The organism is Bdellovibrio bacteriovorus (assembly GCF_001592735.1).
GTDB lineage: Bacteria > Bdellovibrionota > Bdellovibrionia > Bdellovibrionales > Bdellovibrionaceae > Bdellovibrio > Bdellovibrio bacteriovorus_D.
In genome coordinates this window covers 1,684,051-1,704,161 of record NZ_LUKE01000001.1, presented here as the reverse complement: position 1 = coordinate 1,704,161, position 20,111 = coordinate 1,684,051, and the positions used below count along the sequence as shown (strand labels likewise).

The window sequence follows — 20,111 nt, the reverse complement described above, 5'->3', positions numbered from 1 at the left end:
TTTAGCGGAAATCAAGTCGGATCTGTTTCAAACTCGATCGAGGCCGAGGCAGCCTCCTTTGCCCCTTTGACGGGAATAAATTTTGCCGCGATCAACGCATGGGCTTTGTCTGCCACCAGGCCGCGATCGTCTTCAGGCTTAGAGTGAATCTGTTCTAAAAATTCAATTTCGGCTTTCACCGATCTTAAGGTTAAGGTCTTCCACATTGCCACCGCAAAAGGAGTGTCCCCATACCAGCAGACATGATCACGCCATTTCAAATTGAAATCATCGCCATTGATTTTGCGATAATTGATAACCACGGGTTGAATCGGAACTTCGGCGTGAGCCGCGGCCATCATCAAGGTCCTTTTAAATGGCCATACTTTTTCGCCATTGGTGGAAGTCGCTTCAGGATAAAGAACGACGCGGAAGCCTTTCTTAAGAACTTCCACGATGCCCTTCATCTCATCCAAAATTTTTGTGCGACTGCGGCGCTCAACAAAAATACAACCACCCATTTCGCATAAAAGGCCCAAGAACGGGGTTTCTCTCATTTCATTGGAGGTTACAAATACCATCGAACGCGTCGAAGCTAAGAGCAAAATATCCAAAAAGCCCATGTGATTGCTGACTAAAAGATATTTCTCAGACTCCGTCGGGGGATTTGTGACTTTAACTTCTGCGTTCAGAATCGTGACCAACCACCCGCAGAAATAACAAGCTGTGGATGAAAAACGCTTCAAGCGCTTATCTGGATCGCGCGTGATAAGATGGAAACTGAATGCGCAAATCAGAAAAATGATAACAGTGCAGATAAAAAGAATAAGGCGGAGAATCCCCCGCAATGTGTCGAAGATTGTGGTCACACAAATATTAAAGTCTGAAATCAGCCTGTGGTCAACATTCCACTGGCAATACCCGTTACAGACTCACGCAACAAGGGCACGTCATGATCCCGCAAAGCCAGTAATTGCAATACGTTCAAGGGGTGGATCAGCGGCGATCGCAGTGAAATACTGGTCTCTAGCCAAGGCCTGTACCAAAGTAAACTTTCTGCCCCCGTGATCTCTTTCATCGCTTTACGACAAAGACTCAGTTCCTTTTTAAATCGGTCATAAAAATCCTGCGCCACGTCTTGCGGAAGTTTCGATTCAAAAAGATAAAGCCCAAAGACGTCGATTTCAACTTTTTCTAACGTGAATCCCAGTGCCTTAATATATGTTCTAAATAGCGAGGACTCTTTAAAGATCTTTCGAAATTGAGCTTTTTCTTTGCGGCTCAGCCCATCCCAAAAAGACCCTACTCCCCACCAGGTGGGAAAAAGAGATCGTGTCTGGGTCCAGCACATCACCCAGGGAATCGCACGCAGACTTTTTAAATCCACCGTTCCCTGGCGTTTTGCGGGCCGTGATCCCAAACGCAAATCTTTCATAAAAGTATATGGTGTCGCCAATTCGATCAGTTCTAAAAAATTCGGTTCCTGCAAAATGCTTCGATACGAGTTTTGTACCGACATTGCCAGACGATGCAAATGAGTTTCCGCTCCTCGCGACATCGTCGTCTTTTTTTGATTGTCACGAGCTTCGGCAAATCTTTGCAATTGCCGTTTAAGAATTTCAGACGCTGCGTAATTCCGATAAATGGTTTCACCTTGGACAGTCATCTTAACCGTTTCTAACGCCGTTAGTGGCCACCACTCGGTTTGCTCTTGGACAGAGCCTCCTCCCCGTTCAATACTTCCCCCAGAACCGTGGAAAAAAATCGGAATGAACTTTTTAGATTGAATTAGTTTTTCTAACCCGCGAATACCGGTGGCAATAAGATAGCGCGAAGGCCAAGAACCATTTTCTTTAGCCGAGTCTGAATACCCCACCATGATTTCAATTTTCGATGACCAATATTTTTTAATCAAGGCCCGGCGGCGCACATCTTTTAACAGGGCCGTGATGATATCTTCGCTGTTTTCCAGCGAATGCGCACTTTCGAATAACGGCACCACCGGCAAGCGAGGCTCACGCATATACCTTTTAACCAATTGAATCCCCGCGATTATGTCGTTTTCTGATTCTGTTTGGCTTAAAATAAATCCGCGCACATAAAATCTTGGATCATGGTTGGGTGAAATCTTATCCAAAGTTTTTAGCATTCTGGAAATAGCAAAAGATGCGGGGCTCGCTTTAAGTGCTTGATGAACAAGATTACTGTCTTCACGAATTTCTAAGGGAACCACCAAACCAGGAAATACCTTCGCGCAAGTGACAATATCATTTAAAAGAGCTGATTTCTGACGGAAATTTAAAGTGTAAGATTTTTGAATATCGTCAACGCCTTTGACCCACTTTTGCACTCGCTGGGCATCCCCCATCTTCAGTGCTTTTAATTTTTTTAACTCTGCTTTTGCCTTGGCAATTTCTTTAAGCAGACTTTGCGTTTTTTTTCGGTCCTGATGGCTGGTATGCGCAAGGGGGACGATATCTTGTTGTAACGCATCCCACTTATTTTCCATCCAGCGGATGATGCTTAATCGGGACAAACGCAGGCTGCCCAGCATGGACTTTTCATCCACACCCGGATGACCATCTTTATCGCCGCCCACCCATGTGCGAATATAAAATGGCTGGCCACTTTTATACTGTTCGATATAAAGATCCACGACATCTTTATCTAAGGCCAAGGAATAAATGTATTCCGCCTCATCCATAACGCTGGGCTTTCGCTGCTTAGACATCGGCAGGCGCCATGACCAACTTAGATAAGATTTCAATTCTTCTAAATCTTGATCTTGCGCTTTTTCTAGGCGTCTTTCTAAAAGCTCTTGGATTTTTCGAAAATAATAAATCGCATCGGCACTTCGCGATTCGGTGGGATGCGCGGTAAGAACATGAATGATTCGGCCAAATCGATGAGACTCGCGGTCTATTTGATATTCTTCTTGTTTTAAACGATAGGTACGATAAGCCGCTTCACAACAGTTAATTATTTCTAACATCAACGCAAAGGAATGAGCGATATGAAATCTTTCAGCGGCGCTTAGTTTATCTAAATCCTTTTTAAGCTTCATCAGTCCCCGAAGCTTTTGTCCTTCAGAAGATTTAACGAACTTCCTGATTTTTTCTATTCTTTGAAATCCTCGTTCGCCCAACTCAATGCGAATAATATCACCCAAAGCGGTGACCGCCCAGTCCACTAAACCCGTTAACTCTTTTGAAAGCGTTTTTTCCATTCCCCCACTATCTCACATTCGGTTTAAGAATCGAGATCTTTTGTTGAAGGTCAGTATAACCTTGCCAAGGGTCTTTTTTACGTTTTTTCAAAAATGTTATTGCCGTCTTAAGATCAAAGAAATTAGCTGCTTTAAGCTTTTTAAGTTCATCCCAGCTTATCGGCATCGCCACCGCACTTTGTTCTCGCATCCGCACAGCATAAGGGGCCACTGCCGTGGCACCGCGGCCGTTACGAAGATAATCCACAAAGATCTTTCCATTCCGGTTGGCTTTAGCGATCGACACCGTATAGATGTCGTCGCGACGGGCCATTTCTTCACCTAAAGCCTTGGAAAAATCTTTGACCTGATCCCAAGAATAAATCGGTGCAATGGGTACTTGCACGTGAATTCCCTTACCACCAGAAACTTTCACGAAGCTTTTCAGATCTAATTTATCCAGTATTTTTTTTAGATCAAAAGCCGCCTTGACCGTATCTTTCCAGGAAGTGCCCGGGCCCGGGTCAAAATCCATCACGATCTGGTCGGGATGCTCTAAATGACCGGCCTTAGACCCCCAGACGTGAATTTCAAAGGCGCGCATTTGTACCAGGTCCGCAATCCCCTCTGCCGTTTCTACCGTCAGATATGTTTTCGTTCCGCTTTTTTCTTTAATACGTACCGGGATCATATTGTCGGTGGCCTTGCCAGTCATATGTTTTTGAAAAAAGCAGTTTTTGCCGGCCTCGTCCGGACAGCGCAAAAGATTTAAGGGACGGTCTTCGACGTAAGGCAAAATCAACGGAGTGATCATTTGGTAGTACTCCGCCAGATCCCGCTTGGTGATCTTTTCTTTTCTAAAGACTATTTTTTCTGGATTGGTGATGGCGACATCTTCCGCTGGCGCTATTGTCTTTTTCGCCGTTTTCGCCTTTTTTGTACTTACTTCTTTTTTTGATCCCTTTGTTTTCGCTAAAAGTTTCGGCGCGACCTTTTCTTTTTCCACATGAATTTCCACAGGGTTTTTATCCTCTCTGAGTCCGTGAAAGACGGCTTGTCGTAAAACTTCATCACTGGTCCAATTGGCGAAGGTCACCTCGGCGACCAGTTCTGGTTTTACCCAGTGCAGATTTCTTTCTCGCGGTGATTTTAAATCAAAAGGGGACTCTTTAATTTCACGTTTCTTCAATTTTTTATAGACATCATTCAACGAGGTTTCGGTAAAGCCTGTTCCGACCTTACCCGCGTAACGAAGTTTTTTTCCTTCGTAGACTCCTAGCAAGAGGGAACCCAGAGCGCCACGCGAACCCTCACCAGCGGAAAATCCGCCGATCACAAATTCTTGCTGCTTATGACATTTTACTTTCACCCAATCACTGGTGCGGGCAGAGACATAGGTGCTGTCGATATTTTTGGAAATGATTCCTTCAAGATGATGTTCGCAGGCGGCATCTAAAAGTTCTTGGCCGTGTCCTTCGATATGGTCACTCATCCTTAAAAGGGAACTCTTAGTTTCACCAAGCAGCGTTTTTAGTTTTTCTTTCCGCTCCCAAAGAGGTTTATCTCGCAAGTCTTCGCCGTCCACAAAAAGTAAATCAAAAATATAATAAACGATACGGCTTGTGTCCGAGGTCTTTAGCGCATTTTGCAATTTTTGAAAGTCGGTACGCCCTGTTTCTTCCACCCACACGATTTCACCGTCTAAAACGGCATTGTCCGCAGCCAAATTTTCTAGGGCCTTGGCGATACGTGGATATTTATTTGTCCAATTAAGACCACTGCGACTGTAAAGAGATATATCCTCCCCTTGCACGCGAGCTTGCGTGCGATAGCCATCAAACTTTGTTTCATGAACCCATTTTTCACCTTGGGGAACTTCTTTAACGAGGACCGCGAGCTGAGGATCGATGAATTTGGGAGGCGCTTTTCGCGCCCCCGACTTTTTTTGGACCGCCTTTTTGGGCTTAGCCGACGCTTGAACTTTTTTTGATCCTTTTGCTTTACGGTTGCTTTGCCAGACTTGATCCAGATTCCCAGCATCGTCGTCCGTAGCGATGGGTTCAACCTCGTGCCCCGCTTGAGCATATTCGTCGGTGCGCTTCACCAGCAACCACTGTGCCTTACTGCCACCGCGATTGGTACGAAGTAGCATCCACCGTCCGTGCAGCTTTTTTCCCTTTAATTCAAATTCTAAATGTCCTTTGGCTAAACCCGCACGCGGACTTCCCACCGGCGTCCAAACTCCGGTATCCCAGATATGCACATGACCCGCACCATAATTTCCCTCGGGAATAATTCCTTCAAATGATCCGTATTCTAAAGGATGATCTTCGACCTCCACGGCCAGGCGTTTTGTTTTTGGATCCAAAGAGGGGCCCTTCGGTACTGCCCAACTTTTTAAAACGCCATTTAATTCCAGCCTGAAATCATAATGCAGGTGTGAGGCATGGTGTTCTTGCACCACAAACATTCTTGGAGTTTCCTTCCGGGCATTCTTTTTTGACTTTGTTCCGCCCTTAGGTTCGGGGGTCGCCTTGAAATTTCTTTTGCGATTATATTCCTGAATCGGCATTAAGCTCTCCTTTGCGCAGGGGCTTTACGACGAGTAGAGGCTTTTTTTCTTCCGCCACCCTCGCGCTCTTGCAGACTTTTACGTAGCAGTGGCAATAAATCCACCACATTGGATGATTCTTCGATATCTTCCACCTCCTCGACTTCTTCGACTTTTTGACCGCGGCCTTGTTTTACTTTGGCTTTGATTCGTTTCATCATGTCGTCGTAATAGGTGTCCTTATATTTGTCGGGCTTCCACTTAGCCGTCATTCCTTTGATCAGGTCTTCGGCCATTTTTAGCTCACGCTCCGAAAAGCGAACGCGCTTATTAACCTCTGAAAGATAATTTACTTCATTTACATCTTTCATTTCATGGGCGAAACGCAAAAGTTCTAAAACTAGGTAATCACCCTTAGACAAAATGGCCGCTAAATGCTGTTTAGTGCGGATCACGATTTTAGCAATAGCGACTTTTTTGGTTTTCTCTAAGGCGTCTCTTAAAAGGAAATATCCTTTTTCTGCGCCTTTTTGAGGCGCAATGTAATAAGGCTTTTCAAACATCATGGTGTCGATTTCTTCTAATAGAACAAAATCTTCGATATCGATGGTTTTGGTGGCTTTGGTGTTCGCCTTTTCAAAGTCTGCATCGGTGATGGTCACATATTGACCGGGCTTATATTCATAACCCTTTACGATTTGTTTTTGTTGAACTTCGCGACCCGTTTTGGCGTTCACTTTTTTGTATTTTATATGGGCCATATCTTTCGAATCTAACATCGAAAAATGAAGGTCTTTATCTTGTTGCGCTGATTGCAGACTGACGGGGATATTTAAAAGGCCAAAGCTGATGGAGCCCTTCCAGATATTTGATCGCATGGTCGCCTCCTACTTCCTTTGCTCTTAACAAAGTAGACTGCTTCATACCATGCTTCCAAAAAAACGTGCGGATAATGACAAAACTCACACGGTAGACCGTGTGATCTGTCAAAGACTGGCCTTAAGTTTACTAAAGTTTAAATTTTTTCCACAGCGTTCGGTTGAGATCTTCACGCTGTAAGATAGTCAGGAAATCAATACATTGAAATTCTTGATCCCATGCTGGCTCGCCCCCGATGGCGGCGCCTATTTTAACGTAAGCCCGACATAACGGTGGTAAAAGATTTTCCGCTTCCGCTCTCTGAGTCTCCGTGAGAGGGCTGCGAATTTCGTTCATAAAATAATTTAGCATGGGCATCGTATAAGCCAACGTAGGGCGAGTACGCAATCCCGCCATGATTCTGTTTTCTTCTTCGAAATAGCGAGTTAATAAAGCAGCATCTCGGGGATCATCCGTCATTACAGTGGCACAACCAAATAGCATTTTGGCGTCACTAGCGGCCATGTATTCCGCAATTCCGCGCCATAATAAGGAAACCAAAACCCCGCGACGGAAATCTTTATGAATGCAAGCACGCCCCAGCTCAAGCTTTACGCCCGGCTGCTGAAGAATCTCATTCATCAAAAACTCTTTAGAAGTATAAAAGCTGTCCGTGAATAAAGAGCAGTTCAATCGGTAAGTACCGATGATTTGATTGGTGCGCTTTTCTTTGATAATTAAGTGATCACAGTCAAAGTCATACTTATCCACATCAAAGCCGCGCAGTCGGGTTTTGCCTTGCATCTCGCGGTGAAAAACTTCGTAACGAAGAGCCAAGGCTTCTTTAAGCTCATCCACATTCGTCGCGGTCTTAATTTCAAAAGGCCCAACCTCGGATTGAATTTCAATCTTCGCCTTAAACTTATGAATACGATTGGAGCGCAGTTGGTAAAATGACTGGATATTTGAAGACACTCGACCGCTGGCTGAAGCAATGGCGTTAATCATGAAGTCCCCCTTGTGACCTCAAGTCTAACGATATTTTCGAAACGAAATTGTCAGAAGAGTCTTAAGATTCTGTCGAGTCTTTGTGAGGATAATTGAAAAGGTCTAGTTCAAAATCAAGGACGCCGCTTTATTTAAGCGATCAAACAGGGGTTCCCATCGTTCCCCATCATGAAAGGACTCTTGGTAAAATAGAATGCCATCACTTCCAGCGGCGGCCGCTTCACGAAGTTTGGCGTAAAATTCCCTAGACGCGAGAACCGGATCGTTATCCAGCTTTAAAGCGGTGATTGTTTTTAAACCTTCTTTAGGCTTTACGATTTTAATACTTTCGATTTCATCTGGCAGCTTTGCCAACTGTTGATTCACTTCTTGCAGGATGCTTGCTAACGGACGCTTTGAATCCTTACAGACGATAAAAGGCACCGGCGGCATATAATGATGCTTCATATGGCCGGGGGATTCCTTTTTGTCTGTCGTTTCCACAAATTGATAAGAAATGTTCTTAGTGTTTAAGACCTTTTCAAGATCAGATCTTAAGATATGACCTTTGCGTAAAATGGAAAGCACAGCTTCACGCCCATTTTCTTTAACGGACAATACAGTGGACTCAATCCCGATATTGCAATCCCCGCCATTGACGACAAAAACATCTTCTTTTCCAAATTCCGTTCGTACATGGGCCGCAGATGTTGGCGAAGTTTTACCAAACTTATTCGCACTTGGAGCCGCCAGCGGTGTTCCGACTTTGTTTAAAATCTCTAAAGCCACCGGGTGCGCGGGCATGCGAATACCAACACTTTCAAGGCCTGAGGTGATCATGGGGTTTACCGACGATCCTTTAGGTAAAACAAGCGTCAAAGGACCCGGCCAAAAAGCTTGCGCCAAGATTTCCGTCACCGGCCCCCAGTAAGCGGCCACTTTTTGGGCTTGAGCCATGGATGAAACGTGCACAATCAAGGGATCAAAAAAAGGTCGTTCTTTGGTTTTAAAGATCTTTTCGATGGCCGAGGGAATGTCGATACGCGCGGCCAAGCCATAAACGGTTTCGGTGGGAAGGCCGATAACGCCTCCCTCATCCAGAATGTTTTTTGCTTTGGCAATATCTTGGGTCATTCCCATTTATTTTTCCTCGCGCAGGATACTTAAAGCACTTTCTTTTACAATATCCAGGCTCGCAAGGAAAGAGACAAGCAAACTAATTGCCGTGATGATGACCACCGAAACCATGGGTTGCAGCCAAGACAGGGTGAATTCACTTTCAAAAATAAAGGTATTTAAAGAAAAACTCACAAGAATGCTTAAAAATGAACCCGCGGTGGCTGCCAAGAAAGATAAAAAGGCAAATTCAACCAAAATGAAGCTCGCCACTTCCTGGCCCGATGCCCCCAGAATTTTAAGCATATTCAATTCCCAACGGCGCAGCTTAATCTGGCTACGTACAATTGAAAACAAAACGATGTAACCCGTAATCAGAGCTAATGCTGCCATGAGCTCTAAGGACCAACTCATTTTCTCTGCCGTTTTTAAGACATCATCCACCGCCCGAACGACGTCGATCACCGAAATATTCGGGAATTCCTTCACCACTTGGTTTTGCAGTTCCACGCGGCGGTTTTCAGCAATTGACGGAATGGCTGCGATATAGGTTTTCGGCGCCTCATTTAAAACGCCATTTTGAACCAAAATAAAGAAGTTAGGTTGAAAACTTGTCCATTTTACTTTTCTTAAGTTAATGATCTCACCTTCGACCTCAACACCTTGCACGTCAAAGAGCAACTTATCGCCAATTTTAAAGCCCATGCGATCTGCAAAACGCATCTCAACTGAAAGCTCGGCTACTTTTTGATCTGGCTTAAAATCGCCCGAAAAAGGACGACCTTCAATCAAAGTTTCTGAATCAGAAAGACCTTCACGGTAAGAAAGGTTCACTCCCCGGTTACGAAAACGCGCTTCGTTTTCCTCTTCGCGGGTTTTAAAACCTTCTCCCTCAAGCTTTCGTTCATAATCTTGATCATTAACTTTTAAAATTCTAGCTCGAACCAAGGGAGAAAGCCCCAATGGCTTTAGCTGATTATTTTCTAGGACCTTCTGAATTCCCGGCAGCTGTTCATCTTGAATATCAAAAATAAATAATGAAGGAATTTTAGATCGCCCTTCAAATCGAAATTCAGACTGCAACGAGTTTTTTAACTGCGGTAAGATATTAATTAACAACGCCCCTAAACCCAAAGCCACAAAAACGGCTAAGCTGGCAATCGCACGACGTGAGAGACTTAAGAAACTAAAACGCAAGAACCACGTCTTAAATCCGGTCAGCAATCCCGCGCCTTTTACCGCCACATAGCCGATCACGGTTAAAAGAATGATGACAGCGACCATTGAACCCACGAATAAAGAGCCAATCCTCCACGAATGAGCCTGATACACCGATAAAAAATAAAACAACATCACTGGTGGTAAGAACGTCCAATAACGACGAACCCCATCACCGACCGCAAATTTTTCTTCGCTAAATAATTTGGCGGCGCGAAGATCAAAAATCTTCATCAAAAACGGCATGCTCACAACAAAGCTGCCAAACACCGCCATCACCAAACAGACAATAATAGCCTCTAGGCTGATGCTGGGTTGTAAATCAAATGGGGTAAAGCTTGCCAGGAGTTTACTTAATAACGGCAAAACCAAATGACTAAAAAGCAGTGTCGGCACCGTTGCTAGCAAACCTAAGAGAGATGCTTGAATGACGTACACGCCCACTGCTTCCCAGCTTTGCAATCCTAGGGTCCTTAAGATCGCAATTTCTTTCATGCGCGAAGAAAGGAACAGACGATAAATGTAGGCCGCCCCTAAGGCTGACATAAAAAGTGCAATGATCGAAACCAGGCCTAAATAATCTGACAGATATCCTAACTGACGACCCGAATCTTCACCCGCACTGTCTGGGGTTTCAACCCGAACGGCAGGATCAGACAACGCTTTATAAAGCTCGTCCTGAAGGGGCGCCATCGGTACTTTTTCAGGAATTTTTAAAAGATAAGCTAAAGAAAATGTACTTCCAAATTGCAGAAGCCCCGATTGAGGCAAGTAGGCGCGATTGATATAAACTCTGGGTGCTAATGAAGCCATCCGGAAAGTTTGGGTCGCGTCTTTTTGGATCACTTCAGAGATTTTTAATTTTAAAGATCCCAACTGAATTTCATCGCCCACTTCCAGCCCCAACTGCGCTCGCAGTTCGGGATAAATCCAAGCCGTTTTATTTTCGATGATATCTTTTTTTGATCCCTGAACGATGGAAGTACCTGATTCTAAATCCAGACTGCCATAAATCGGATACGACCCATCAATAGCCTTAATCATCACCAGACGCGAACCCTTTGCCGAATTCATCATGGCAAAGAATTCATACATTTTACTTTCTTCTGTGCCCGCGGGATAAACCGCACGCGTTTTTTTAAGTTCGTCTTCCGTCAGTTCACGACGGGCGGAAATTGCCAAGTCCGCCGAAAGAATGGATTTGGCGTTGGCTTTGATCTGCGCATTTAAAGCGGAATTAAATGCTTGAAGGGCGACAAATCCGGTAAGACCCAAGCTTAAATTAAAAATGAAAAACAAACCAAAGCGCCAGCTGCGCCGCAATTCGCGAAAGGCTAATCGAAATAACATTTAGACTTCCCTCAACTGACCTTCTTGCAAGCGCAAGGTGCGCTCGCAACGTTGAGCCAAGCCTTCACTGTGGGTCACTAAAATAGTGGTGATTTTATATTTACGAACCACTTCAAAAAACACATCCATCACTTTATCACCAGTATGCGTGTCTAAGTTTCCGCTAGGCTCATCGGCCAAAAGAATTTTAGGCTGGACCACCAAGGCGCGCGCAATTGCCACGCGCTGGGATTCCCCGCCACTTAACTGACTTGGGAAGTGGTTTAAACGATGTCCTAACCCAAGCTCTTTTAAGGCCGTTTCCGCTTTTTCTTTAGCGTTATCGATTTTTAAAATCTCTAACCCCAACATCACATTTTCCAACGCCGTTAGATGCGCAATCAAATGATACTGTTGAAAAACGATCGCGATATTTTGAGCGCGAAACAAAGTCATCTCTTGTTCAGTCAACGGAACAAGATCTACACCATCCACTAAAATTTGCCCTGTGTCTGCACGCTCTAGGCCCGCCAACAGGGATAACAATGTCGATTTACCACTGCCGGATTGCCCCACGATCGATACGACTTGTCCGGGTTCGATAATGGCGTTTAAGCCGTTAAGCACATTGATCTCGGTGTCACCTTGGTGAAAACCTTTTTTTACGGACTTTAAGATAAGACTCACAAGGCCCCCTTTAGGACCTTGAAAATCGTATCCGCGATAATTTTATGTCCTTCTTCGTTTGGATGAATACCATCAGCAAGATTGTATTTGGGATCACCGCCCACTTTATCAAGAATGAATGGAATCAAAGTGACTTTGTATTTCGCCGCCAGATCCGAATACATTTTTTTAAACTGATCTGTATAGTCTTTACCATAATTCGGCGGCATATAAAGACCACCCAAGATGACTTTCACTTTTTGCGATTGGGCGTACTCAATGGCATCCGCCAGGTTTTTTTGACTGGCTTCGACTTTTAAGCCACGCAAACCATCATTGGCACCTAAGACTAAAAGCACGGCATCGGGCTTGCTTTTAAATAGCCATTTCATGCGCGACAATCCTGAAGCCGTGGTTGATCCACTGACGCCAGAATTAATCACGGTCCATTCTTTTTTGCCGGCTTCATGAAGTTTTTTTTCCAGCAATGTGGGATACGCTGCCGACTTTGCCACGCCATAACCTTCAGTGATGGAATCACCAAGGACGACTAATTTTTTTTCGGCGAAGGCATTTGCAGATAAAAGGGAAAATGAAATGAGTGCTGAGATGAAAAATAAAAAAGGTCTCATAGTTTCCTATGAGACCTTTGAAAAACCTTTTTAACAAGTCTGACTAAGTCAAACTTATGGGGTCTTAGTAGCGAGATCCGCCACCGCCAGAACCACCGCGTCCGCCGCCGAAGCCGCCACCAGAACGACGTGGGCCACCGCCACCACCGCCGAAACCACCGCGACCGCCGCCACGACCACCGCCGCCTTCGCGAGGAGCTTGTGGACGAGCTTCAGATACGTTGATCGCGCGACCGTTAAGCTCAACGCCGTTACCACGCTCAATAGCTTGGTCAGCTGCTGAATCGTCAGCCATCTCTACGAAACCGAAACCTTTTGAACGGCCCGTTTCTCTGTCCATGATAACTTTTGCTGAATCAACTGCTCCGAATTGAGCAAAGTGTTGGTGAAGTGCCTCGTCATCAACTGAGTACGGCAAGTTTCCTACATATAATTTTTTAGCCACAAAGACCTCCTTATGGTCGGCTAGACCCCGGGACGCCTTCGAACAGCATAAAATCGAGACCACTCACACGGGAACTTAAATACATATACAAATTAGCACAGCCCAAATACTGTGCAAGCTCAAACTTTTCTATGAACGCATATTATTAAATTGTAAGGGAACAGCAAAACTTCCGCCCTTAACCAATGCAATGCACTCCTGAAGTTCATCGATACTTTTTGACGAAACTTTGACTTTATCGTCAGCAATACTTGGTTGAACCTTTAATTTAGAATCTTTAATAAGCTTTAAAATGTCTTTGGCGACCTCGCGGTCAATACCCTGGACCAAAGTGACCTTTTGGCGGAGCATTTTGCCACCAGCTGGTTCAGGTTTCTCAAACTTCACCGCCTTAATATCTATACCGCGTCGATGAAGTTTGGTTTGCAGGATTCCACCCATGGCCTCGACTTTGTAATCGTCTTCAGCCAATAAGGTGATTTCTTTTTTATCCCACTGAATCTCTGATTTACTTCCTTTAAAATCGTAACGACCTTCGACTTCCTTGCGAGCTTGGTTGATAGCATTATCAACTTCTTGGACATCTAGTTCAGAAACAATATCAAATGATGGCATTCAGAAAACTCCTAATTAATGGCCGTGCCCTGCATTGCCGTGAAGGCCGTGCGGGTGACCGTGCAAGACTTCGTCAGTTGTTGCTTCGCGGATCAGAACCATTTCGATATCGAATTCTAAATCTTGTCCTGCTAAAGGATGATTTCCATCGAGAGTTACATGCGTGTCGCTGATTTTAGAAACTTTCACGATGTGAGCTCCTTGGGGCAATTCCAAACGCAAGTGAGCGCCGATATCAAGCTGTGGCAAGTGCGCAAGTTCTTCTTTCGGAACTTCCATGAACATATTGTCTTTCACTTCGCCGTAAGCATCAGCCGCTTTGATTTTAACAATTTTTTTGTCGCCTTCTTTAAGGTCTTTAATTTCGTCTTCAAGTTTAGGAATAATTTGGCCAGTACCTTCAAGAAATGGAAGCGGCTGACCACGCTCTGAAGCATCCAAAACAGTTCCATCAGGACCTTTAAGGACATAATTAAAAGCTAAAACTCGTTTCATCTGGACCTCCCAAGCGTCTATTGGGGCTCGGTATCCCACTAATAGACACCTTTTTCAATCTAAAACAGCCTGTATTTCTGGATATTTAAGAGGGGGGCTTGTTTTTAACACATCGACTCAGATATACTTAAACAGACGCCTGCAGAGGGAGACAACGCATGATGCACATGTCCTCACTGAGGTCCTTGCTGCTCAACTCTAGTTACGAGCCGATGAGGGTCGTAAGTTGGCAAAAGGCCTTGGTTTTATGGTTTCAAGGTAAGGTAGAGATACTGGAATATCACTCTGCCTTCGCCCGGTCCGTCCAACGGAGATTCCAGCTCCCCAGTGTCTTGCGCCTCAAGACATATGTGCGACCACGGAGTTCCAACGCCGTGCGATTCTGTCGCGAAAATGTCTATATCCGCGATCAATACACCTGCCAATACTGCGCCACAAAACTTCCCGCAAAACAGCTCACTCTTGATCACGTCGTACCTGCTTCACATAACGGCCCCAAAAATTGGACAAATGTGGTTTCTGCTTGCCGCGCTTGCAATCAGAAAAAAGCCAACCGCACTCCGCGAACGGCAAATATGCCTTTACTGAATGAGCCTAAAGCGCCAAACTGGCTGCCGACTCTAGCTTTAGAAATCGGCGAAGACCATGTGCCTCCCGATTGGAGTCCGTATCTTCGATTAAGTACGGGGTAAAAAAGTGTCTTTTGAAATTCGTTTGGTGAAAGGCTTTGAGACTTTGCCGCTTCGACAAAAAATCTTAAAGCCCTTCGCCAGCGAAGCGGAGTGCGCCTATCCTGATGATAATTATCCAACTACATTTCACTTTGCCCTTTTCCTTGATGGAGACATCAAGGGTGTTTCGACATTTATTCAGCAAGAACATCCCGATTTTCCCGCCCGCACTCCCTATCGCTTGCGCGGGATGGCCGTAGACAAAGATTTGCAGGGTCAAGGTCTTGGAAAAAAGTTGCTTGCAAAAGGCATCGAACATTTAACGACACTGGAATGTGACTTTATATGGTTTAACGCAAGGGAAGTCGCATTTCCCTTCTATGAAAGCCTGGGCTTTACTCTCTATGGACCCATGTTCGACTTGCCCCAGATCGGTCCCCATAAAGTCATGTACAAGAGATTCGATCCCCGATAAACTTTGAGTCAGATTTTACAAGGGGATTTCGAGTGAATAAGGACGTTCACCAGCATCTTGTGTCAGCGCTGACAACCATCATCAGTGAGACCAATGGTCTTTCACTTGCGGACACAATTGATCTGTTATTAACTTCTGACTTAAAACAAAAACATCCTGATGCTTACAATCAGGTTTCTGATTTTCACAATTTGCTAAATCGCTTTCAGATCAATCAAGCCTCGATCACGGATCTTTTAAAACACCCGATCTCTGCCGCCCTTTTTGAGTTCTTTAAAAATTTTCCGCTAAAATATCGCGAAGAACACATCCATCTGACGGGCGCGATCAATGCAGAATTTATTTTTCCACGTTTAAAAAAATTATTAGAAGGCCCCGACAAGGCTATTTACGAACAGAAGATCAAAGAAGTTTATGGCGACAAAGCTTTGCCCATTAATTCGGTGGCCGATGTTGAGCGCCTGATTTCTTTACAAGAAAACGAAGGCTTTTCGCGCTATCTTAAAATTCTCTATCTTCCGAAATTAATTTTTGTTTCGCGCGAAGCTCATAATGAGGCTGCTTATCATATGGCCGAAGAGCTTTATTATAAATTTAATATCGGTCGTATTCGTTTGAAATTTTCGCTATCTCGATCCACCGCAAGTTCGTCTGAACAAATTCCGGGCATTGATGATGTAACTTCGGATGACGTGGTCTTGGGACTTTATGAAGGATTTAAGAAGTTCCAAGAAAAGCATCCCGATTTTGATTTCATTCTTTCACCTTCCTTCAGAAAAGAAGCCAATCACTTTGATTCGGCAAACTATCCAAATCGCCAAGCCCACTTTATGGCACAGATTAATGAAATCGTGCGCATGTTAGATAAATATCCTTTTTTAACTAAGCACATGACAGATGTGGATACCGTGGGTGACGAAAGAGATCTTTATCGCAAAGAGCACTTCAACGAAATGCAAGCGGGCTTTAGAAAATTACAATATCGCGGATTTAAAATCCGATCGCATCACGGCGAAACATGGCACACCCTAAAAAAAGGAATCCAAGCCGTCGATAACGCCATGAATATCTGGCACATCGATACTTTAGAGCACGGAATCAGCTTGGGGATCAATCCCAATAAATACTTCCATCATATTTATCAAAATATTCACGAGAAGAATCAAAACAGCCAACCTATCACCGAAAAAGACCCCCTTTATCGTGAATTGACAGAGCTTGATTGGGGCACAAATCGAAATGTCTTAAGCAAGCTAACTAAGGGGGAAAAGCTTACGGAAGCAGAAGATATTTTATTCGTTAAAGCAAAGTTCCACACCGCCCGTGAAGTTGAGCATTATCAGCATGACGTTTTAAATCGTATGATTCAAAAAGGTGTGACTCTGATTTCTCTTCCTTCTTCGAATAACAAATTAACCGGAAAATTTGAAGACTATAAAGATCATCCGTTTTCTTGGTGGGAAAAAAAGGGCGTTCAATTAGGCGTTGGTACCGACAACCATATCACTTTGAACACCAATTTCATCTTCGAGATGCTTATTTTGCTTTACACCGATTCAGTAAATCTTAAAATTACCAAGTTACTTATGGTGACGACCGGGGAAACTCGCCGTCCTTATATCAGTCATCTTCTGTGGACGATGAGAAAAAAACTTAGAAAGAACAACTAGTGGCTGCAACAACCGCAAAAAAATCAAAGCCGTCTTGGACTCAAACTCTTCGCGCGATCACCCGCCCCAAAGTGGCCATCATGTTGGCCCTAGGATTTTCTTCGGGCCTTCCATTCATGCTTACCGGAAACACATTAGGTTTTTGGTTGCGCGAAGGTGGAATTGAACTTGCGACTATCGGTTTTGCTTCTTGGGTGGGTTTAGCGTATTCATTAAAGTTTTTATGGGCGCCGTTGATCGATAAAGTTAACGCACCTATTGTCGGTAAATGGCTCGGTCGTCGTCGCGGTTGGATGCTGATTTCTCAGGTTTTGGTTGCGATCGGCCTGATCGGCATGTCGATTGTAAAACCTGAAGGCGGCTTGATGCCGTTTATTTCTTTAGCCTTGTTGGTTGCCTTTGCTTCGGCCACGCAAGATATCGTTGTTGATGCATGGAGGATTGAGGTTTCTGATGCCAGTGAAGATATGGCCCTGCTTTCCTCGGCGTATCAATTGGGATACCGTGCTTCTTTGCTACTAACTGATGCCTTGATCCTGATTGTGGCCGGTGCCGTTGGCTGGTCGCTTTCTTATTCCGTGATGGGAGCCTTGATGGCCGTGGGTATTGCTGCCACCTTTATTGCGGTAGAACCAGGTCGCAACCTCGCGGACAGGGCGGAATCTTCCATGAACAGCTTGCGCGGAGTATTTGATGCCGTCGCAGGTCCGTTTATTGATTTTTTCAAACAACACGGTCAAAAGGCAATATTGATCCTGGCCGCTGTTAGCCTGTATCGCCTTTCAGATTTTATGATGGGCCCCATGGCCAATCCTTTTTATGCCGATATCGGAATTACTAAAGAAACCGTGGGTGCGGTTCGTGGATCCGTGGGTCTGATCGCTTCGGTTGTGGGTGTAGCTGCTGGTGGCTTAGCGGCGGTTCGCTGGGGCTTTGTCGCAACATTAATGATTGGTGCGGTGATTGGCCCGGCTTCGAACTTGGGCTTTTCACTTTTGGCGATGGTCGGACCAAGTAATGAGATTTTTACCACAGCGATGGTGATTGATAACTTTGCATCCGGCTTTGCGGGCACCGCCCTTGTTGGTTATATGTCAAGTCTGACAAGCCTTGGCTATACGGCGACTCAGTATGCCCTTTTAAGTTCGTTCTATGCGCTTTTAGGCAAGTCTTTAAAGGGTTTTTCAGGCGTTATGGTGCAAAGCTTTGCCGAAGGACGCACACTGATGGAAGGGTATGCTTTATTTTTTGTCAGCACGGCCCTTGTGGGAATTCCGGCCTTGTTACTTTGTATTCTGCTTGTTCGCAGTAATAAAAAATTATCCTCTTAAAGAAAAATGCACATCTTGGTGATAGACCCGGTAAAGCGGAACTATCACCGCCAATGTGGTGGATAACAAAGTCATAAACCATACCGGCCAACTGGCAAAAATCATCACTCCCCCTAATTCCAATGATGGCAGCGAAGATCCTAAAAGATGACAAATAAAAGGGAAGAAAGCGTAATCAAGTATTCCCCCTATCACCGCCGCACAAAGCCCGATGATCAATCCTTCAAACACCAACCATGTTCCTAACTGATTCTTTTGGTAACCGATGGCTCGCAAGACCGCAAGCTGCATACTCATCGCTTCAAATCTTGTGATCAACATCGAGGCCATACAAAGACCACCTTGTATTAAAACCAGAATCGCCAACAAAAGACCCAAGTTTTTTCCTGAGCCGACAAGTTCTTCCAGTCTTGTTTTTTCCGTTTGTACATCAATCACTTGCCCTACAGTGCGGCTGTTAACTAAGGCCTGCAAAGGCTGAAGCCCATTGGGTTCAAGGCGTACCAAAAAATAATTTAATACATCCGCTCCCCAAATCGATTTTGTTCTTAAATCCGTGCGTTTTAAAATCTCTTGGGCGGAAGCAAGGTCCGTGTAAATCAATCGGTCCCATGTCGAAGAGGTCGATTTTAAGATGCCCGCAACTTTTAAAGAAACTTGCGTCGGCGAAAAGATATCTTCACCAAACCACGCATTCGCGGTGAAAGAATCCCCGACGTTCAATCCAGAATGGGTCGCGATATCAGCACCAATGACAGCCTCATTGGGGTTTCCGGTCCACGAGCCACTTTCAAATTGCATGCGCTCATTATCTAGCGGTTGACCAAAGAAACTTTCATCTGTGGCCACCACACGGGCTTCTTTGAATTTTGCAAAATATAAAAATGGAACTATCGCACGGATATATTTTGTTTGGCTTTGCGCTCCGTCTTCAAACTGAACCGTTTGGGCCGAACGTAAGCTATCAAATAATTTTTTCGGCAAAAATCCAGGATAAGATCCTTCCCCATTAAGCGACCCTAACAAGATATCAATTCCGCCACTTTTCGCGCCGATAACGGCTTCGGGTCCTTTGCCTAAGCTCTCAAATCTAGAGCTCGCCAAAATATTTATTCGCCATAAAATTCCACTGCACGCCACAGCGACGGCAATGGCTCCAACCGCTAAGAAGGTGGGAATTTTTCTGCGCCACAGATTCAAAGTCGCAAGTTTTAGCGGACTCATCGAATCACCTCAGAAAACTGCAACACACGGTCAAAATACGGAGTCAAGCGATCATCGTGGCTCACAACAACCAAAGTTTTGCCTGCGGCTTTTTTCTTTAATGCGTTGATAACAAATTGAGTATTTTCTTCATCTAAGCTTGAGGTCGGCTCATCCGCCAGAATGATATCTAGCTTTTGCGCTAAGATGCGTGCCACCGCAACTCGCTGTTGTTCGCCCAGACTTAAAACTGAACAGCGCGTGTCAGCACATTGAGCAAGACCCACGTCATCCAACACAGACCCCACGTTTTGTGAACTGAGCAGCACATTCTCTTTTACCGTCAAGTGATCTAATAAATTGAGTTTCTGAAAAATAACTCCAATTTTTTCACGGCGCATTTGACACAGTTGATTGTCATTGAGGTTTATTAAGCTCTCTGAACCAATTTTCAGCTCGCCCTGATCGGGCTTTAAAAGTCCGGCGATTAAATGCAATAAGGTGGTTTTGCCTTGGCCACTTTTCCCCTTTACCAGGACGTGCTCCCCAAAGGGAATATGCAGATGATCGACATGAAAAAGCTTTGATTTATCAGGAAGATTCACCTGAATATTTTTTAAAGTGATATCCAACATACATAAAGACTTTCACTTACGTGTGCAAAA

Annotated in this window: 18 protein-coding genes; 4 read left to right on the top strand and 14 right to left on the bottom strand. The window is 44.7% G+C overall.

Translation table 11 applies throughout. From position 1 onward, the window contains the following. Positions 1–11: 11 nt before the first annotated feature. From AZI86_RS08350 to AZI86_RS08295, 12 genes are all read right to left on the bottom strand, one after another. Positions 12–848 carry a lysophospholipid acyltransferase family protein gene (locus AZI86_RS08350; RefSeq protein WP_253715828.1) on the bottom strand — a complete coding sequence of 279 codons (837 nt, stop codon included), beginning with the start codon at positions 846–848 and terminating at the stop codon, positions 12–14. A 20-nt stretch (positions 849–868) separates the two neighbouring features. Continuing rightward, on the bottom strand, positions 869–3,205 hold the full coding sequence (locus tag AZI86_RS08345; protein WP_061834595.1) for a phosphoenolpyruvate carboxylase: 2,337 nt from the start codon (positions 3,203–3,205) through the stop codon (positions 869–871). 7 nt (positions 3,206–3,212) lie between these two features. Continuing rightward, the gene (ligD, locus tag AZI86_RS08340) at positions 3,213–5,756 is read right to left on the bottom strand and encodes a DNA ligase D (protein ID WP_061834594.1); all 2,544 of its coding nucleotides are present in this window, start codon (positions 5,754–5,756) and stop codon (positions 3,213–3,215) included. Beyond that, positions 5,756–6,613 carry a Ku protein gene (locus tag AZI86_RS08335; RefSeq protein ID WP_061834593.1) on the bottom strand — a complete coding sequence of 286 codons (858 nt, stop codon included), beginning with the start codon at positions 6,611–6,613 and terminating at the stop codon, positions 5,756–5,758. Before AZI86_RS08335 ends, ligD begins: the two co-directional genes overlap by 1 nt. 130 nt (positions 6,614–6,743) lie before the next feature. Then, the gene (locus AZI86_RS08330) at positions 6,744–7,601 is read right to left on the bottom strand and encodes a GNAT family N-acetyltransferase (protein WP_061834592.1); all 858 of its coding nucleotides are present in this window, start codon (positions 7,599–7,601) and stop codon (positions 6,744–6,746) included. 102 nt (positions 7,602–7,703) lie between these two features. After that, entirely contained in the window at positions 7,704–8,720 is a 1,017-nt protein-coding gene (locus AZI86_RS08325; RefSeq protein ID WP_061834591.1) for an L-threonylcarbamoyladenylate synthase, read from the bottom strand. Then, positions 8,721–11,264: an ABC transporter permease gene (locus AZI86_RS08320; protein ID WP_061834590.1), complete on the bottom strand. Its 2,544-nt coding sequence runs from the start codon at positions 11,262–11,264 to the stop codon at positions 8,721–8,723. Then, positions 11,265–11,930, bottom strand: coding sequence for an ABC transporter ATP-binding protein (locus AZI86_RS08315; protein WP_061834589.1), 666 nt, complete (start codon positions 11,928–11,930; stop codon positions 11,265–11,267). Continuing rightward, on the bottom strand, positions 11,927–12,541 hold the full coding sequence (locus tag AZI86_RS08310) for an arylesterase (protein WP_061834588.1): 615 nt from the start codon (positions 12,539–12,541) through the stop codon (positions 11,927–11,929). The genes AZI86_RS08315 and AZI86_RS08310 overlap by 4 nt, the downstream gene beginning before the upstream one ends. 64 nt (positions 12,542–12,605) lie before the next feature. Continuing rightward, on the bottom strand, positions 12,606–12,986 hold the full coding sequence (locus AZI86_RS08305) for an RNA recognition motif domain-containing protein (RefSeq protein WP_061834587.1): 381 nt from the start codon (positions 12,984–12,986) through the stop codon (positions 12,606–12,608). A gap of 129 nt (positions 12,987–13,115) precedes the next feature. Further along, the gene (locus AZI86_RS08300) at positions 13,116–13,601 is read right to left on the bottom strand and encodes a YajQ family cyclic di-GMP-binding protein (protein WP_061834586.1); all 486 of its coding nucleotides are present in this window, start codon (positions 13,599–13,601) and stop codon (positions 13,116–13,118) included. A gap of 15 nt (positions 13,602–13,616) precedes the next feature. Next, positions 13,617–14,096 carry an FKBP-type peptidyl-prolyl cis-trans isomerase gene (locus AZI86_RS08295; protein WP_061834585.1) on the bottom strand — a complete coding sequence of 160 codons (480 nt, stop codon included), beginning with the start codon at positions 14,094–14,096 and terminating at the stop codon, positions 13,617–13,619. 374 nt (positions 14,097–14,470) lie between these two features. On the opposite strand from AZI86_RS08295, the gene AZI86_RS19200 reads away from it, so the two are divergent. From AZI86_RS19200 to AZI86_RS08275, 4 genes are read left to right on the top strand one after another with little or no spacing between them, the layout of a single operon-like run. Further along, on the top strand, positions 14,471–14,788 hold the full coding sequence (locus tag AZI86_RS19200) for an HNH endonuclease (protein WP_157684660.1): 318 nt from the start codon (positions 14,471–14,473) through the stop codon (positions 14,786–14,788). 25 nt (positions 14,789–14,813) lie between these two features. Then, complete coding sequence (locus tag AZI86_RS08285) at positions 14,814–15,242, top strand: GNAT family N-acetyltransferase (protein WP_253715827.1); 429 nt, start codon at positions 14,814–14,816, stop codon at positions 15,240–15,242. A gap of 32 nt (positions 15,243–15,274) precedes the next feature. Beyond that, on the top strand, positions 15,275–16,912 hold the full coding sequence (locus AZI86_RS08280; protein ID WP_081111816.1) for a hypothetical protein: 1,638 nt from the start codon (positions 15,275–15,277) through the stop codon (positions 16,910–16,912). Continuing rightward, positions 16,912–18,243 carry an AmpG family muropeptide MFS transporter gene (locus AZI86_RS08275; RefSeq protein WP_061834583.1) on the top strand — a complete coding sequence of 444 codons (1,332 nt, stop codon included), beginning with the start codon at positions 16,912–16,914 and terminating at the stop codon, positions 18,241–18,243. The genes AZI86_RS08280 and AZI86_RS08275 overlap by 1 nt, the downstream gene beginning before the upstream one ends. Here AZI86_RS08275 and AZI86_RS08270 read toward each other — a convergent pair. Both AZI86_RS08270 and AZI86_RS08265 read right to left on the bottom strand, forming a co-directional pair. Next, the gene (locus AZI86_RS08270; RefSeq protein WP_061834582.1) at positions 18,232–19,467 is read right to left on the bottom strand and encodes an ABC transporter permease; all 1,236 of its coding nucleotides are present in this window, start codon (positions 19,465–19,467) and stop codon (positions 18,232–18,234) included. The two genes, AZI86_RS08275 and AZI86_RS08270, sit on opposite strands and share 12 nt — an antisense overlap. Further along, positions 19,464–20,081: an ABC transporter ATP-binding protein gene (locus tag AZI86_RS08265; RefSeq protein WP_061834581.1), complete on the bottom strand. Its 618-nt coding sequence runs from the start codon at positions 20,079–20,081 to the stop codon at positions 19,464–19,466. Before AZI86_RS08265 ends, AZI86_RS08270 begins: the two co-directional genes overlap by 4 nt. Between the last annotated feature and the right edge of the window lie 30 nt (positions 20,082–20,111).

Excerpts from the sequence above, each read along its gene's own strand:
- AZI86_RS08345 (WP_061834595.1), bottom strand. The coding sequence starts at position 3,205 with ATGGAAAAAACGCTTTCAAAAGAGTTAACGGGTTTAGTGGACTGGGCG.
- ligD (WP_061834594.1), bottom strand. The coding sequence starts at position 5,756 with ATGCCGATTCAGGAATATAATCGCAAAAGAAATTTCAAGGCGACCCCC.
- AZI86_RS08335 (WP_061834593.1), bottom strand. The coding sequence starts at position 6,613 with ATGCGATCAAATATCTGGAAGGGCTCCATCAGCTTTGGCCTTTTAAAT.
- AZI86_RS08330 (WP_061834592.1), bottom strand. The coding sequence starts at position 7,601 with ATGATTAACGCCATTGCTTCAGCCAGCGGTCGAGTGTCTTCAAATATC.
- AZI86_RS08325 (WP_061834591.1), bottom strand. The coding sequence starts at position 8,720 with ATGGGAATGACCCAAGATATTGCCAAAGCAAAAAACATTCTGGATGAG.
- AZI86_RS08320 (WP_061834590.1), bottom strand. The coding sequence starts at position 11,264 with ATGTTATTTCGATTAGCCTTTCGCGAATTGCGGCGCAGCTGGCGCTTT.
- AZI86_RS08310 (WP_061834588.1), bottom strand. The coding sequence starts at position 12,541 with ATGAGACCTTTTTTATTTTTCATCTCAGCACTCATTTCATTTTCCCTT.
- AZI86_RS08300 (WP_061834586.1), bottom strand. The coding sequence starts at position 13,601 with ATGCCATCATTTGATATTGTTTCTGAACTAGATGTCCAAGAAGTTGAT.
- AZI86_RS08295 (WP_061834585.1), bottom strand. The coding sequence starts at position 14,096 with ATGAAACGAGTTTTAGCTTTTAATTATGTCCTTAAAGGTCCTGATGGA.
- AZI86_RS08270 (WP_061834582.1), bottom strand. The coding sequence starts at position 19,467 with ATGAGTCCGCTAAAACTTGCGACTTTGAATCTGTGGCGCAGAAAAATT.
- AZI86_RS08265 (WP_061834581.1), bottom strand. The coding sequence starts at position 20,081 with ATGTTGGATATCACTTTAAAAAATATTCAGGTGAATCTTCCTGATAAA.